Here is a 12,752-nt window from a genome sequence, read left to right as displayed (position 1 = left end):
CCCTCAGCCGCCGTCCCGCCGCCCCTCCTCCGGCTGTCCCTCCTCCTGCTGCTTCGAGGTGATCAGGGCCAGGACCTTCGCGACGTACCGCTCGGTGCCGGGCTTGTCGACGCCGACGCCGCTGAGGACGCCCTCGCCGTTCTCGAACTCCAGCAGCGCCAGCAGGATGTGCTCGGTGCCGATGTAGTTGTGGCCGAGGCGGAGCGCCTCGCGGAAGGTGAGTTCCAGGGCCTTCTTGGCGTCGGGGCCGTACGGGATCAGCTCGGGCACCTCCGCGGCGGCCGGGGGGAGCGCGGCGGTCGCGGCCTCACGGACCGCGTCCAGGGTGACGCCCTGGTCGGCGATGGCCTTCGCCGCGAGGCCCTCCGGCTCGGCGAGCAGCCCGAGGACCAGGTGCGCGGGCAGCCCCTCCGTGTTGCCGGCGGCCTTGGCCTCGTTGTGGGCGGCCATGACCACGTTCCGCGCGCGGGGGGTGTAGCGGGCGAAGCCCTGGCTCGCGTCGAGGTCCGCGGACTCCTTCGGCACGAAGCGCTTCTGCGCGGCCTGCCGGGTGACCCCCATGCTGCGGCCGATGTCGGTCCAGGAGGCGCCCGAACGGCGGGCCTGGTCGACGAAGTGGCCGATGAGGTGGTCCGCCACGTCGCCCAGGTGGTCGGCGGCGATGACGGCGTCCTGGAGCTGGTCGAGCGGCTCGGGGTGGACCTTCTTGATGGCGTCGATGAGGTCGTCCAGACGGACGGATGAGGTGGTGACGGGTTGCGGATTCGTCATGTGTCAACCTTAGGTTGACAGTCCATGACCGTCAACCCGAGGTTGTCACCCGCCTGCTCGCGCACTCGCCTACTCACCTACTCACCCACTCCCGCGCGCGGGACGCGCCGCGCCCCCGTGACACGATCGACGGGTGAGCAGCACCAGCACCAGTACCGGCGACCACCCGCCCGGCACCGTCGACCGCGCCTTCCAGGCAGCCCTCTACGCCACCGCCGACGCCGCCCTCGACACGGGCGCGTCGCTCCTTGCCGCCGACCCCGCGGCGGACGCCGAACTCGCCCGGCGGGGCGCGGAGTTCGTTGCGGCGCTCTGGCGGCGGGGCTGGCAGCCCGCGGACGTCGTGCGGATCGTGCGGCGCGACCTGGACGGCGTCCACGTCGTCCTTGCGGCGGAGCTGATACGTGCCCACGCGCGGGACGACCGGTCGCGCGGCGGACGCTGGGCGGCCCAGCTGGCGGACCTGCCCGCGGGCGGCCCGCCGCAGACCGACCGTTTCTCGCACGCCACCGCGGTCCTGGAGCTCTACCGTCTGCTGCTGCGTCTGCCGGCCCTCGAACCCCTCCAGGAGCGGGAGGCCCGCCGAGCTCCCCAGGCCAACCGTGCCCACCGCGGGCAGTCCGGCCGCGACGACCACGCCCGCATGCTCACCCGTATCCGCGCGCTGCTCGCCAAGGCCGAGGCGACAGGCTTTCCGGAGGAGGCGGAGGCGCTCACGGCGAAGGCGCAGGAGCTGATGGCCCGGCACAGTGTCGACGAGGCGCTGCTCGACGCCCAGGCGCCCGCCCCGGACGCGCCCGGCGCCTGCCGGATCGGCGTCGAGCCACCGTACGAGCAGGCCAAGGCGGTGCTGCTGGACGCCGTCGCCGACGCCAACCACTGCCGGGCGGTGTGGAACGAACCCTTCGCCTTCTCCACGGTCGTCGGCTTCGAGGCCGATCTGGAGGTGGTGGAGCTGCTCTACACCTCGCTGCTGGTGCAGGCGCAGTCCGCGATGGCGAAGGCGGAGGCGGCCCAGCGGGCGGGCGGCCGCAGGCGGACCAAGACGTTCCGGCAGTCCTTCCTCGCCGCCTACGCCCACCGCATCGGCGCCCGTCTCGGCGAGGTCACCGCAGCCGCCGAGACGCAGGTGGCGGACGACCTGCTGCCGGTCCTCGCCTCTCGCGAGGTCGCGGTGACCGCGGCGACGGACCGGATGTTCCCGGAGACGGTCTCCACCCGCCTGCGCGGCGTCACCGACGAGGCGGGCTGGACCGAGGGCGCGCAGGCGGCGGACCGGGCCCGGGTGCAGTCCCGGCCCCGGCTGCCCTGACGCCCCCGCGCGGGTCAGCGGTCGAAGGATCAGTCGCCGGCCTGCTGGAAGGCGCTGACGGTCGCGTCCGGCACGCCCTTGCCCTTCAGCGCGACATCGCCGTACGACCACGGGAAGGTCTGGGTGGCCGACGCGCCCGGCAGGCCGTACTTCACGGTCTTGACGGCGAGGCTCTTGTCGCCGCCGCCCTCGCCGCGCACATAGGTGATCGTGAAGGAGGCGGTGCCCTGCGCCGGGAGGGTCAGTGGCTGCGCCTCGGCGGCCGCGTCCTTGGCCACGGTCGCGGAGGCGCCGTCGGCCTGGAGGTCGACCGCGGGGAAGCCGGTCAGGGTGCACTGTGCACCCTTGTTGGTGAACGTGACGGTGACGTTGCCGGTGTCACCGGCGGCGGGCGCGGCATTGACGGGGCCGACCTCCTGGCCGAGGTTGTCGGCGGCGCAGGCGGATCCGGCGGCGCCGCCGGAGGAGGCGGCGGAGGCGGAGTCGGACGCCTTGCTCTTCTCGTCGCTGCCGGAGCCGCTGTCGTCCCCGCCTCCGCAGGCGGTGAGGAGCAGGGCCGCGGTGAGAGCGGTGACGGTGATGGGAACGGCGCGCATGAGTGGTCCCTCGGGTTTCGTGACGGTGCTCGAAGGATCATCACGCACGCGCGCGGGGATTCCGCGCGCGCCCCCGTCCTTGTGACCGCTTCGCTACGGGAGTTGCCCGATGCCCGTCGTCGGCAGCCCCGACGGCCACTGACCGCCCTCCGCCTTGGTGAACGTTTCCTTGCCGGCCGCCCCCGACCAGGTGACCTTCAGGGAGTTGGCGTCGACGGCGTCGACCATGCCGGTCGTGCGGTCGTCCTTCCCGGTGGTGCACTTGAGGTGGATCATCTGCATGCCCGCCTCCTCACCGGCGGTCCCGCTGCACACGGTTCCGCCGGTCACGAAGAGGGCGGCCTGCTTCCCGGTGATGATCAGGGCGACGGGCTTGCCGTCCGTCGTGGCGAGCCAACTGCCCTCCAGCTTGCCGGAAGCGGAGACGGAGGCGGAGGCCGTGGCTCCGCCCGTGCCGCCGCCGTCCGCGGTCGCCGTGGTCGGCGTGGCCGAAGAGGTGTCGTCGGAGCCGCCGTCGCCGCTGCACGCGGTCAGCGCGAGCGCGCCCGCCAGCGTGACGGCCACGGCCGCGGCCCGCACCGGCCGGCGGGACGCGCCCCGCGAGAAGATCGCCGAAGTCACTGCAAGCTCCCAAGCTGTAGCCGGCCGGCCCGGTCGACTTGGTGGCCCGGCCGCTCCCGGTCGCCGACTGGAATGACCGCAGGGACCACAAGAACGACAAGAACCACAAGGACCACAAGGACCACCGGTACTGGTATGACCGCAGCAAGCTACCAGCAAGCCTCAGCAGAACCCCGAGGGCGGCCGGTGCCCTGCGGCCGGTGCCCTGCGGCCGGTGACCCGTGCCCCGGGGCTGATCCGGGCGGCAGGCGCTACCAGGACGACTTCCGCACCCCCGGCAGATACCCCGCGTGCGCCTGCTCCCGCAGACCCACCCGGGACAGCCCGAACGTCCGGAAGTACCCGCGCGGGCGCCCGTCGACCTGGTCGCGGTTGCGCACGCGCGTGGCGCTGGCGTCGCGCGGCTGGGCGCGCAGCTCCCGCTGTGCCGCCTCCCGTTCCGCGTCGGTCGACGACGGCCGCCGGATGATCTCCTTCAGCTCGGCCCGCCGCGCCGCGTACCGCGCGACGATCTCCCGCCGCCGGTCGTTCTTCGCGATCTTGCTCTTCTTCGCCATCAGATCCGCACCCCCCGCGCGCGGATGCGCGCCACGGCCGCCTCGACGCCGATCGCGTCGACGGTTTTGATCCCCTTCGTGCTCAGCCGCAGCCGTACGTACCGGCTCTCGCTCGGCAGCCAGTACCGCTTGGACTGGATGTTCGGGTCGAAGCGGCGCGAGGTGCGCCGGTGGGAGTAGGAGATGCGGTTGCCGAAGCCCGGTTGGGCGCCGGTCAGCATGCAGTGCGCGGACACGGGTGACGTACCTCTCCTCGGTCGATGCCGGAGTCCATAGTGCTAATGGAATTCATTTTCAGTAAGATAGCAGCATGGCACGCAACGAACTCCGCCCGGTCATCAAGCTCCGGTCCACGGCGGGAACGGGCTTCACCTACGTGACCCGCAAGAACCGCCGCAACGACCCGGACCGCATGACCCTGCGCAAGTACGACCCCGTCGTCGGCCGGCACGTCGACTTCCGAGAGGAGCGCTGAACCACCGCCATGCGTAAGGGAATCCACCCGGCCTACGGTCCCGTCGTCTTCCGCGACCGCGCCGCGAACCACGCCTTCCTCACCAACTCGACGCTGGCGGGCGAGAAGGCGATCGAGAAGACGATCGAGTGGGAGGACGGCAACACCTACCCGGTCGTCGACGTCGAGATCTCGAACATCAGCCACCCCTTCTACACCGGCACCGCCCGCGTCCTGGACACGGCCGGCCGCGTCGAGCGCTTCGAGCGCCGCTACGGGAAGCGGGGCGGCGCGTGAGCCTGTCGGTCGTGATCGTCGGCGGGCTGCACGCCGACGCCCGCCGGACGACGGTCGCGCGCCTGCTCGCCGACGTCCCCGGCGGCGTCGTCCTCCACCACGACCTCGCGACGGCCGCGGCGGGCACGGTCGTACGGACGATCAGCGATGCCACCGGCATCCTCACCGCCGGCGAGGCGCCCCTGGTCAACGACTGCGCCTGCTGCGCCCTGCGCGAGGACCTCGTGCCCGAGCTGCGCCGCCTCGCCGACGACGGCGCCACGCATCTCGCGGTCGTCGAACTGTGGGACTCCGTCGAGCCCAAGGCCATGGCCGAGGTGGTCGTGGCCGGCGGCCTCACGGTCACCGGCGTGGTCACCGCAGTCGATCCGGCGCTGCTGCTGCCGTATCTCGGCAACGGCGACGACCTCGCCGACGTCGGCCTCGCCGCGGCCGCCACCGACCGGCGTACCGTCGCCGACACCTTCGCGAGGCAGCTGGAGTACGCCCCCGTCCTGGCGGTCGTCGACTCCGAGGAGGCCGACGACGAGGACCGCGAGCTGCTGGCCCAACTGCACCCGACCGCCCACCAGGTCCGCGTCGCCTCGGACGGCCGTGCGGATGCACAGTCTCCTCTGGCGCGGGCGGTACTGGCCGGCTTCGACGTCGAATCGGCCGCCGCCGCCCAGCATCCCGCCTGTGCGCTGCTTCCCGCCGAGGCCGACGCGTACGGCGTGAGCACCTTCGTCTGGCACCGGAGGCGGCCGTTCCACCCGGAGCGGTTGTACGCGGCGCTGGAGGACCTGACCTGCGCCGCCGCCCGCAGCCGGGGCCGGTTCTGGCTCGCCGACAAGCCCGACGTGCTGCTCCACTGGGACGCGGCGGGCGGGGCCCTGTGCGTGGAGTCGGCGGGGCCCTGGCTGGCGTCCCTCCCGGACGCGGCCTGGGACATGGTCCCGCCGGTGCGCCGGGCCGCCGCCGCGCTGGACTGGCACCCCGAGCACGGCGACTGCTGCCAGCACCTGGTCTTCACGTCCCCCGGCCTCGACCGCGACGGCCTCGCCCGGCTCCTGGAGTCCTGCCTGCTCACGGACGCCGAGTACGCCGCCGGCCGGACCGCCTGGAAGCAGCTGCCGCCCGCCTTCGACACCCTCCTGGAGGTCTGACCCCATGCCCCGCAAGCCCGACCGCAAGCCCGTCAAGTCCCGCCCCAACCCCCTCGACCAGGCGGGCATCACCTACATCGACTACAAGGACGCCGACCTGCTGCGGAGGTTCCTCTCGGACCGGGGCAAGATCCGCGGCCGCCGCATCACCCGCATCACCGCCCAGCAACAACGCCAGCTGTCCCGGGCCGTCAAGAACGCCCGGGAAATGGCCCTCCTGCCGTACAGCACCCCCCGCTGACCCGAACCCGTCGGAGAACAACCCCTCCCGCGCCGCCGCGCGACCCGATGCCGACGCCCGGCCCGGGCGCAGCCCGCTCCAGTCCCCGCCCTGGCCGCCGTCCGGTGTCCGATACGCGCCCACCCCGTCCACCCGGCCCTCACCCACCCGCGTCTTCAGCCGTACTCCCGCCTCCATCCGCGATGTAGACCGCCCTCCTCATTCATATGAGGAAAGTCACCTCTGCCGTCTACTCGGCCTGGTCGGCTGCCTCCGCCACCTCCCCGGTGACCAGCCGACCTCGTCCTCATGCACCGAGCCGTCCCACCCCCACCCCCGCGGCCGACCTCACCGTCGTACGCGGGGGTGGCGCGTGTCGTCGTCGGGCGTCGTGGCCAGGGGGTGTTCCCGTCCGCACCGGGGGAGTGGGGCTGTGCGGGCAGGGGCCGGAGGGACACGTGCCCGGGGTTTTTGGAGGTGGCGGGGGGACGAGGCGCGGCCGGAGGGCGGGCCGGCGGTCGGCGTGCGGCCCGGCGCGGGACGGTGCGTGATGGTGCGGCCTCACATCCGGAGGTTCCGGGTACGCCGTCGAGCGGATGCCCGGCGTCCGCTGGAGCGGTGTCCCTCGGGCGGGTTCCGACGGTGTTTCGCCGGCCCTCCGTCGACGATCCGTTGTCGTGCCGACGGAACACGATGGCCGTGGCGCGCGTCTGTTCCTAGGACACGAGTGGTTCGATCCGGACGACTTTCACGGGGACTTCACGACGTCCGGCAAATCGAACGAGTTGGGTAAAGCGGGCGTCAAAGCTGTAACCGCACCAGCACCGCGCGTGCACGTGCATCTGCTCATGCGACTGCACGTGAACGGGGTTATGATCCGGGACAGTTGACCACGGCACCAATGGCCACACGGGCCACACGAGCCAGCGCACCACCAGGGAGCGACCTGTGGACCACGACGTTGACGGGGGGCACGACGTGTACAACGGAATGACGGCCACACAGCTGTACGGCGTGGCCTGGCAGAAGAGCCGGCACAGCAACTCGCAGGGTTCCTGCGTGGAGTTCGCGCGCCTGCCGGGCGGCGACGTGGCCGTACGCAACTCGCGTTTTCCCGACGGCCCCGCGCTCGTCTACACGCGAGCCGAGATCGAGGCGATGCTGCTCGGCATCAAGGACGGCGAGTTCGACCACCTGATCGCGAGCTGACGTCCCCGGCCGCCCCGTGCGCCGTCGCCGTCACGATCACCGCACCGCCCACCTCGGAAATCCCGCTGGAAAACAGTGCACAACGCGCGTAGAACCGCGGCGCCAGGGTGCGCCGCGGTTCGTCATTCGCCGGGAGTGTGCAGCCGGAACAGCGCCCAGACGACCTTGCCGCCCAGGCTGCCGGAGAGCGGGTGCCACCCCCAGCTGTCGGCGAACGAGTCGACGAGGAACAGGCCGCGGCCCGACTCCGCCGAGAAGTCCTCGCCCTCGCGGGGCAGGGGGCTGTCCTGGCTGGGATCGCGCACCGCGCACACAAGCCGCTCGGTCCATCGCATCAGGTGCAGCCGCACGGGCGGATGCAGATCCGTCATGCACGGGCCGTCGTCCGGGGACAGTCCGTGTCTCAGCGCGTTGGTCACCAACTCCGAGACGACCAGGCAGACGTCGTCGAAACGGTCGCCCACGTCCCACTGGCCGAGGGTCCTCTTGGTGAACTGGCGGGCTTCACGCACCGCTTCGAAGCGGGCGGGCAGGGCGCACGAGGCGGCGTTGGACACGGCCGCGGGATCAAGCGGCGGAAGGCCCTGCCGTAACGGCTCGAGCATGGTCGATCCATTCGTCCCCATGCGAGGCACTCCCGGGATTCGCGGTCGTTGCGATGCAGCGGTGGCGCGGGACCATGGTTTCTGATGCGCCCTGCGGATGCAAGGGCAGATGCACGTGCACGTGACCGAAATGGACCCGCCCGTACCGCTTCTTGGCCATTTTTTCCGCCAACTTCTCGCTCATCAGAGGCACTTCTCTTGCTTTCCCCTCACTCTTCCCTCGCATCGCTCTGTGCGTATCCTTTGGCTTCTTTCCATCTCTGTAATCAGACGAGTACTGCTCGAAGTGTTTTAGTGGCAGACTGCGGCCCCTAGGACGGGTTGGGGAGGCTGGCGAACGTGAGCGCGGGAGAGCCCGGATCGGTGGTGCGGCGGATGCTGCTCGGCTCGCAACTACGGCGGCTGCGTGAGACGCGAGGCATCACGCGCGAGGCGGCCGGATACTCGATCAGGGCGTCGGAGTCGAAGATCAGCCGCATGGAACTGGGCCGGGTGAGCTTCAAGACCCGGGACGTGGAGGACCTGCTGACGCTGTACGGCATCACGGACGACACCGAGCGCCAGGCCCTCGTCGGACTCGCCCGCGAGGCCAACGTGGCGGGCTGGTGGCACAGTTACTCGGACGTCCTGCCCAACTGGTTCCCCACCTACGTCGGTCTGGAGGGCGCGGCCGCGCTGATCCGGGTGTACGAGGTGCAGTTCGTGCACGGCCTGCTGCAGACCGAGGCGTACGCGCACGCGGTCGTCAGCCGGGGCATGAAGGGCGCGAACGCGGCGGACATCGACCGGCGGGTGGCGCTGCGCCTGGAGCGGCAGAAGTACCTCGTCGCCGAGAACGCCCCCGACTTCCACATCGTTCTCGACGAGGCCGCCCTGCGCCGCCCGTACGGCGACCGCGAGGTGATGCGCGGGCAGCTCCAGCATCTGATCGACTTCTCCGAACGCCCCAACGTGAAGCTTCAGGTGATGCCGTTCAGCTTCGGCGGGCACTCCGGTGAGTCCGGCGCGTTCACGATCCTGAGCTTCCCCGAGTCCGACCTGCAGGACGTCGTCTATCTGGAGCAGCTCACCAGCGCGCTCTACCTGGACAAGCGCGAGGACGTCGCCCAGTACGAACAGGCGCTGAAGGAGCTCCAGCAGGACAGCCCCGGACCTGACGAGAGCCGGGACCTGCTGCGCGGACTGATCCAGCTGTCGTAACCGGCTCCTGCCTCCACTCGACGGCCTTCTCCCCCAACTCCCCTGAAACACCCGTACGATGACGTGTGATCAGTACGTGATGCCGAGCGATCACAGCCGATCGCAGCAGGGGATTGAGGGTTCACATGTCGTCCTACTTCACCGACCTGGCCCAGCAGTACATCGACGGTAAGTGGCGTCCGGGGACGGGGTCCTGGGACATCATCACCGTGAACCCCTACAACGGCGAGAAGCTCGCCTCGATCACCATCGCCACCGTCGACGAGGTCGACGAGGCCTACCGCGCCGCCGCCCGCGCCCAGAAGCAGTGGGCCGCGACCAGCCCCTACGCCCGCCGCACGGTCTTCGAGAACGTGCTGCGCCTGGTGGAGGAGCGCGAGCCGGAGATCAGCGCGATCCTCGTCGACGAGGCCGGCGGCACGCTCGGCAAGGCCGCCTTCGAACTCCACCTGGCCAAGGAGTTCCTGCGCGAGTCGATCCAGCTGACGCTGCGCCCCGAGGGTCGCATCCTGCCCTCGCCGATCGACGGCAAGGAGAACCGCGTCTACCGCGAGCCGGTCGGCGTGGTCGGGGTGATCAGCCCCTTCAACGTCCCGTTCCTGCTGTCGCTGAAGTCCGCCGCCCCCGCGCTGGCCCTCGGCAACGGCGTGGTGATCAAGCCGCACCAGAACACCCCGGTCGCCGGCGGCACCGTCATCGCCAAGCTCTTCGAGGACGCGGGTCTGCCTCCGGGCCTGCTGAACGTCGTCGTGACCGACATCGCCGAGATCGGCGACGCCTTCCTGGAGCACCCGATCCCACGGGTCATCTCCTTCACCGGCTCCGACACGGTCGGCCGACACGTCGCCACCGTCGCCGCCTCGCACTTCAAGCGGTCCGTCATCGAGCTCGGCGGCAACAGCGCGTTCGTCGTCCTCGACGACGCCGACCTCGACTACGCGGTCGACGCGGCCGTCTTCAGCCGTTTCGTCCACCAGGGTCAGGTCTGCATGGCCGCCAACCGCATCCTGGTCGACCGCTCCGTCGCCGACGAGTTCACGGAGAAGTTCGTCGCCAAGGCGAAGACCCTCAAGGCCGGCGACCCCCGCGACCCGCAGACCACCATCGGCCCGCTGATCAACAGCTCGCAGGCGGAGGCGGTCTCGTCCGTCGTGACGCAGGCGATCGCCGCGGGCGCGAACGCGCTCCTGCACGGCACGACCACCGAAAACGTCGTCGAGCCCTCCGTGCTGGCGGGCCTCCCCACCGACTCCCCCCTGCTCCGGCAGGAGGTCTTCGGCCCGGTCGTCTTCCTCAGCACCTTCGACGGCGAGGACGAGGCCGTACGCCTGGTCAACGACACCCCGTACGGCCTGAGCGGCGCGGTCCACACCGCCGACGTCGAGCGGGGCGTCGCCTTCGCCCGGCAGATCGTCACCGGCATGTTCCATGTCAACGATTCCACCGTCCACGACGAGCCGATCGTCCCCTTCGGCGGCGAGAAGAACTCCGGCGTCGGCCGTCTCAACGGCGAGACGACCGTGGAGGCCTTCACCACCACGAAGTGGATCTCCGTCCAGCACGGCCGCAGCGGCTTCCCCTTCTGAACGCGACCGGCGGGCACCCGCGCATTGGGGCGCCCGCCGACCACGCCCTAACCTGGGCACATGTCAGCGATCCGTCTTCTTGTGCTGGGCGCCGTGCGTCAGCACGGGCGGGCCCACGGCTACCAGGTGCGCGGCGACCTGGAGTACTGGGGCGCCCATGAGTGGTCCAACGCCAAGCCGGGCTCGATCTACCACGCCCTGAAGCAGATGGCGAAGCAGGGACTGCTGCGTGAGCACGAGACGGCCCCGTCCACCGCGGGCGGCCCGCCGCGCACCGAGTACGAGATCACCGAGGCCGGCACCGAGGAGTACCTCAGGCTGGTGCGCGAGGCGCTGACCTCGTACGACCAGAAGATGGACATGAAGACGGCGGCGATCGGCGCCGTGGTCGACCTCCCGCGCGCGGAGGCCGTGTCGCTCCTGAAGGAGCGCATCCGCCGCATCGAGGAGTGGCGCTCCGCCGTCACCGAGCACTATGTCCCCGAGGACGGCCCGGAACAGCTGGGCCACATCGGCGAGATCATGAACCTCTGGGTCCACACGGCCGACACGGACGCCGAGTGGACCCGCGGCCTCATCGCCCGGATCGAGGAGGGGGCGTACACCTTCGCCGGGGAGGGCGAGCCGTTCGTCGGCGTGCTGGCGGAGGGCCAGGAGAACCCGTACGCGACGAAGGCCCCGCATCCGGGGGACTCCCACTGACACCTGCATGAACCGCTGCCGCCCGGGACCGGTGGCGGCCGCCACCGCCCTAGTGATGGAACCCGGTCGCCACCCCCTTGTCCCGCGTGGACGGCCCCGACTGCCGCCGCAGCTCCGGCAGCAGCCGGGTCAGGTCCTCCACGAACAGCTCGGCGAGGTCCTCCGAGAAGCCGTTTCTGCACACGACCCGTAGGACGGACAGGTCCTCCCGGTTCGGGGGGAAGGTGTACGCGGGCACCAGCCAACCGCTCTCGCGCAGTCGCCGGGAGACGTCGAAGACGTCGTACGACTCCACGCCCGGCGCCGTCGTGAAGGCGAACACCGGCAGTTGGTCGCCCCGGGTGAGGAGGCGGAAGTCGCCGAGCGCCTCCACCTGGTCGGCGATGCGCCGGGCCACCTCCCGAGTGGACCGCTGCACCGCCCGGAAGCCCTCGCGGCCCAGCCGTAGCAGCGTGTAGTACTGCGCGACGACCTGCGCGCCCGGCCGGGAGAAGTTGAGCGCGAAGGTCGGCATGTCACCGCCCAGATAGTTCACGCGGAACACCAGCTCCTCCGGCAGGGCCTCCTTGTCGCGCCACAGCGCCCAGCCCACCCCCGGGTACACCAGCCCGTACTTGTGCCCCGAGGTGTTGATGGACGCCACACGCGGGAGACGGAAGTCCCACACCAGGTCCTCGTCGAGGAAAGGAGCGATCATCGCGCCGGACGCGCCGTCCACATGCACCGGGATGTCGAGCCCGGTCCGCGCCTGGAGGGCGTCGAGGGCCGCGCACAGCTCGGCGATCGGCTCGTAGGACCCGTCGAAGGTGGAGCCGAGGATGCCGACGACCCCGATGGTGTTCTCGTCGCACAGCTCGGCCGCGGCCTGCGGGTCGAGATGGAACCGGTCGCCCTCCATGGGGACCAGGCGGGCCTCCACCTCCCAGAAGTTGCAGAACTTGTCCCAGCAGACCTGGACGTTGACCCCCATCACGAGGTTCGGTCGGACATCGCGCGCGGGATAGCGATCGGCGTTGCGCTGCGCCCACCGCCGCTTCATCGCCATCCCGGCGAGCATGCACGCCTCGCTCGACCCCGTCGTCGAACATCCCACAGCCGCCGACGGGTCGGGCGCGTTCCACAGGTCGGCGAGCATCGCCACGCACCGCCGCTCCAGTTCGGCGGTGCGCGGATACTCGTCCTTGTCGATCATGTTCTTGTCCCGGCACTCCGCCATCAGCACCCCGGCCTGCGGCTCCATCCACGTGGTGACGAACGTGGCCAGGTTGAGCCGCGAGTTGCCGTCCAGCATCAGCTCGTCGTGCACCAGCTGATACGCCGTCGACGGAGGCATCGGCGTGTCCGGCAGCCGGTGCTTGGGCGGCGCCTCGGTCATGCCGCCGACCGGATTCGCCTCGCCGTAGAAGGGGTTCACGGACAGGGGACGCTCGTCGGGCTTCTGGGGACCTTCGTGAAGGGGCATGGCTTCTTCTCCCAA

16 protein-coding genes are annotated in these 12,752 nt (G+C 70.9%); 9 read left to right on the top strand and 7 right to left on the bottom strand.

Annotation, left to right across the window (positions count from 1 at the left end):
- Window positions 1-3: 3 nt before the first annotated feature.
- Window positions 4-771, bottom strand: coding sequence for a Clp protease N-terminal domain-containing protein (locus tag B5557_RS19770; RefSeq protein WP_079660724.1), 768 nt, complete (start codon window positions 769-771; stop codon window positions 4-6).
- Window positions 772-904: 133 nt separating this feature from the next.
- On the opposite strand from B5557_RS19770, the gene B5557_RS19765 reads away from it, so the two are divergent.
- On the top strand, window positions 905-2,083 hold the full coding sequence (locus B5557_RS19765; RefSeq protein ID WP_079660723.1) for a DUF2786 domain-containing protein: 1,179 nt from the start codon (window positions 905-907) through the stop codon (window positions 2,081-2,083).
- Window positions 2,084-2,112: 29 nt separating this feature from the next.
- On the opposite strand, the gene B5557_RS19760 is transcribed toward B5557_RS19765, so the two are convergent.
- The 4 genes from B5557_RS19760 to rpmB all read right to left on the bottom strand — a co-directional run bounded on the left by B5557_RS19760 (window position 2,113) and on the right by rpmB (window position 4,093).
- The gene (locus B5557_RS19760) at window positions 2,113-2,679 is read right to left on the bottom strand and encodes a DUF4232 domain-containing protein (RefSeq protein ID WP_079660722.1); all 567 of its coding nucleotides are present in this window, start codon (window positions 2,677-2,679) and stop codon (window positions 2,113-2,115) included.
- 93 nt (window positions 2,680-2,772) lie between these two features.
- Window positions 2,773-3,300 carry a hypothetical protein gene (locus B5557_RS19755; protein ID WP_079660721.1) on the bottom strand — a complete coding sequence of 176 codons (528 nt, stop codon included), beginning with the start codon at window positions 3,298-3,300 and terminating at the stop codon, window positions 2,773-2,775.
- Between the two features lie 251 nt (window positions 3,301-3,551).
- Window positions 3,552-3,857 (bottom strand): 30S ribosomal protein S14, encoded by a 306-nt coding sequence (rpsN, locus tag B5557_RS19750; protein WP_079660720.1) that lies wholly within the window; start codon window positions 3,855-3,857, stop codon window positions 3,552-3,554.
- Complete coding sequence (gene rpmB / locus B5557_RS19745; RefSeq protein WP_079660719.1) at window positions 3,857-4,093, bottom strand: 50S ribosomal protein L28; 237 nt, start codon at window positions 4,091-4,093, stop codon at window positions 3,857-3,859. Before rpmB ends, rpsN begins: the two co-directional genes overlap by 1 nt.
- A 74-nt stretch (window positions 4,094-4,167) precedes the next feature.
- On the opposite strand from rpmB, the gene rpmG reads away from it, so the two are divergent.
- The 5 genes from rpmG (at window position 4,168) to B5557_RS19720 (ending at window position 7,182) form a co-directional block, all read left to right on the top strand.
- A complete protein-coding gene (gene rpmG / locus B5557_RS19740) occupies window positions 4,168-4,332 on the top strand; it encodes a 50S ribosomal protein L33 (protein ID WP_019753828.1) in 165 nt (54 codons plus the stop codon).
- Between the two features lie 9 nt (window positions 4,333-4,341).
- Window positions 4,342-4,608 (top strand): type B 50S ribosomal protein L31, encoded by a 267-nt coding sequence (locus B5557_RS19735; RefSeq protein ID WP_079660718.1) that lies wholly within the window; start codon window positions 4,342-4,344, stop codon window positions 4,606-4,608.
- Window positions 4,605-5,753, top strand: a complete 1,149-nt coding sequence (locus B5557_RS19730; protein ID WP_079660717.1) for a CobW family GTP-binding protein — start codon at window positions 4,605-4,607, stop codon at window positions 5,751-5,753. The genes B5557_RS19735 and B5557_RS19730 overlap by 4 nt, the downstream gene beginning before the upstream one ends.
- 4 nt (window positions 5,754-5,757) lie before the next feature.
- Window positions 5,758-5,994, top strand: coding sequence for a 30S ribosomal protein S18 (rpsR, locus tag B5557_RS19725; protein ID WP_079660716.1), 237 nt, complete (start codon window positions 5,758-5,760; stop codon window positions 5,992-5,994).
- Between the two features lie 927 nt (window positions 5,995-6,921).
- Complete coding sequence (locus tag B5557_RS19720) at window positions 6,922-7,182, top strand: DUF397 domain-containing protein (protein WP_079660715.1); 261 nt, start codon at window positions 6,922-6,924, stop codon at window positions 7,180-7,182.
- Window positions 7,183-7,304: 122 nt separating this feature from the next.
- On the opposite strand, the gene B5557_RS19715 is transcribed toward B5557_RS19720, so the two are convergent.
- The gene (locus tag B5557_RS19715) at window positions 7,305-7,787 is read right to left on the bottom strand and encodes an ATP-binding protein (RefSeq protein ID WP_079660714.1); all 483 of its coding nucleotides are present in this window, start codon (window positions 7,785-7,787) and stop codon (window positions 7,305-7,307) included.
- Between the two features lie 375 nt (window positions 7,788-8,162).
- Between B5557_RS19715 and B5557_RS19705 the strand changes: the two genes are divergently transcribed.
- The 3 genes from B5557_RS19705 (at window position 8,163) to B5557_RS19695 (ending at window position 11,275) form a co-directional block, all read left to right on the top strand.
- Entirely contained in the window at window positions 8,163-8,987 is an 825-nt protein-coding gene (locus tag B5557_RS19705) for a helix-turn-helix domain-containing protein (RefSeq protein ID WP_079664881.1), read from the top strand.
- Between the two features lie 125 nt (window positions 8,988-9,112).
- Window positions 9,113-10,573: an aldehyde dehydrogenase family protein gene (locus B5557_RS19700; protein ID WP_079660713.1), complete on the top strand. Its 1,461-nt coding sequence runs from the start codon at window positions 9,113-9,115 to the stop codon at window positions 10,571-10,573.
- 60 nt (window positions 10,574-10,633) lie between these two features.
- Complete coding sequence (locus B5557_RS19695) at window positions 10,634-11,275, top strand: PadR family transcriptional regulator (RefSeq protein WP_079660712.1); 642 nt, start codon at window positions 10,634-10,636, stop codon at window positions 11,273-11,275.
- A gap of 49 nt (window positions 11,276-11,324) precedes the next feature.
- On the opposite strand, the gene B5557_RS19690 is transcribed toward B5557_RS19695, so the two are convergent.
- Window positions 11,325-12,737 carry a glutamate decarboxylase gene (locus B5557_RS19690; RefSeq protein WP_079660711.1) on the bottom strand — a complete coding sequence of 471 codons (1,413 nt, stop codon included), beginning with the start codon at window positions 12,735-12,737 and terminating at the stop codon, window positions 11,325-11,327.
- Window positions 12,738-12,752: the final 15 nt, after the last annotated feature.

Source organism: Streptomyces sp. 3214.6 (genome assembly GCF_900129855.1).
GTDB classification, from domain to species: Bacteria; Actinomycetota; Actinomycetes; order Streptomycetales; family Streptomycetaceae; genus Streptomyces; species Streptomyces soliscabiei.
The sequence above is the reverse complement of the archived record's forward strand: the minus strand, read 5'-3'. Positions and strand labels throughout refer to the sequence as shown.

What these genes read in the sequence shown, in the direction of transcription:
- rpmG (WP_019753828.1), top strand. Translation starts at nt 4,168, where the DNA reads ATGGCACGCAACGAACTCCGCCCGGTCATCAAGCTCCGGTCCACGGCG.
- B5557_RS19715 (WP_079660714.1), bottom strand. Translation starts at nt 7,787, where the DNA reads ATGCTCGAGCCGTTACGGCAGGGCCTTCCGCCGCTTGATCCCGCGGCC.
- B5557_RS19700 (WP_079660713.1), top strand. Translation starts at nt 9,113, where the DNA reads ATGTCGTCCTACTTCACCGACCTGGCCCAGCAGTACATCGACGGTAAG.
- B5557_RS19760 (WP_079660722.1), bottom strand. Translation starts at nt 2,679, where the DNA reads ATGCGCGCCGTTCCCATCACCGTCACCGCTCTCACCGCGGCCCTGCTC.
- B5557_RS19770 (WP_079660724.1), bottom strand. Translation starts at nt 771, where the DNA reads ATGACGAATCCGCAACCCGTCACCACCTCATCCGTCCGTCTGGACGAC.
- rpsN (WP_079660720.1), bottom strand. Translation starts at nt 3,857, where the DNA reads ATGGCGAAGAAGAGCAAGATCGCGAAGAACGACCGGCGGCGGGAGATC.
- B5557_RS19690 (WP_079660711.1), bottom strand. Translation starts at nt 12,737, where the DNA reads ATGCCCCTTCACGAAGGTCCCCAGAAGCCCGACGAGCGTCCCCTGTCC.
- B5557_RS19695 (WP_079660712.1), top strand. Translation starts at nt 10,634, where the DNA reads ATGTCAGCGATCCGTCTTCTTGTGCTGGGCGCCGTGCGTCAGCACGGG.
- B5557_RS19735 (WP_079660718.1), top strand. Translation starts at nt 4,342, where the DNA reads ATGCGTAAGGGAATCCACCCGGCCTACGGTCCCGTCGTCTTCCGCGAC.
- B5557_RS19705 (WP_079664881.1), top strand. Translation starts at nt 8,163, where the DNA reads ATGCTGCTCGGCTCGCAACTACGGCGGCTGCGTGAGACGCGAGGCATC.
- rpsR (WP_079660716.1), top strand. Translation starts at nt 5,758, where the DNA reads ATGCCCCGCAAGCCCGACCGCAAGCCCGTCAAGTCCCGCCCCAACCCC.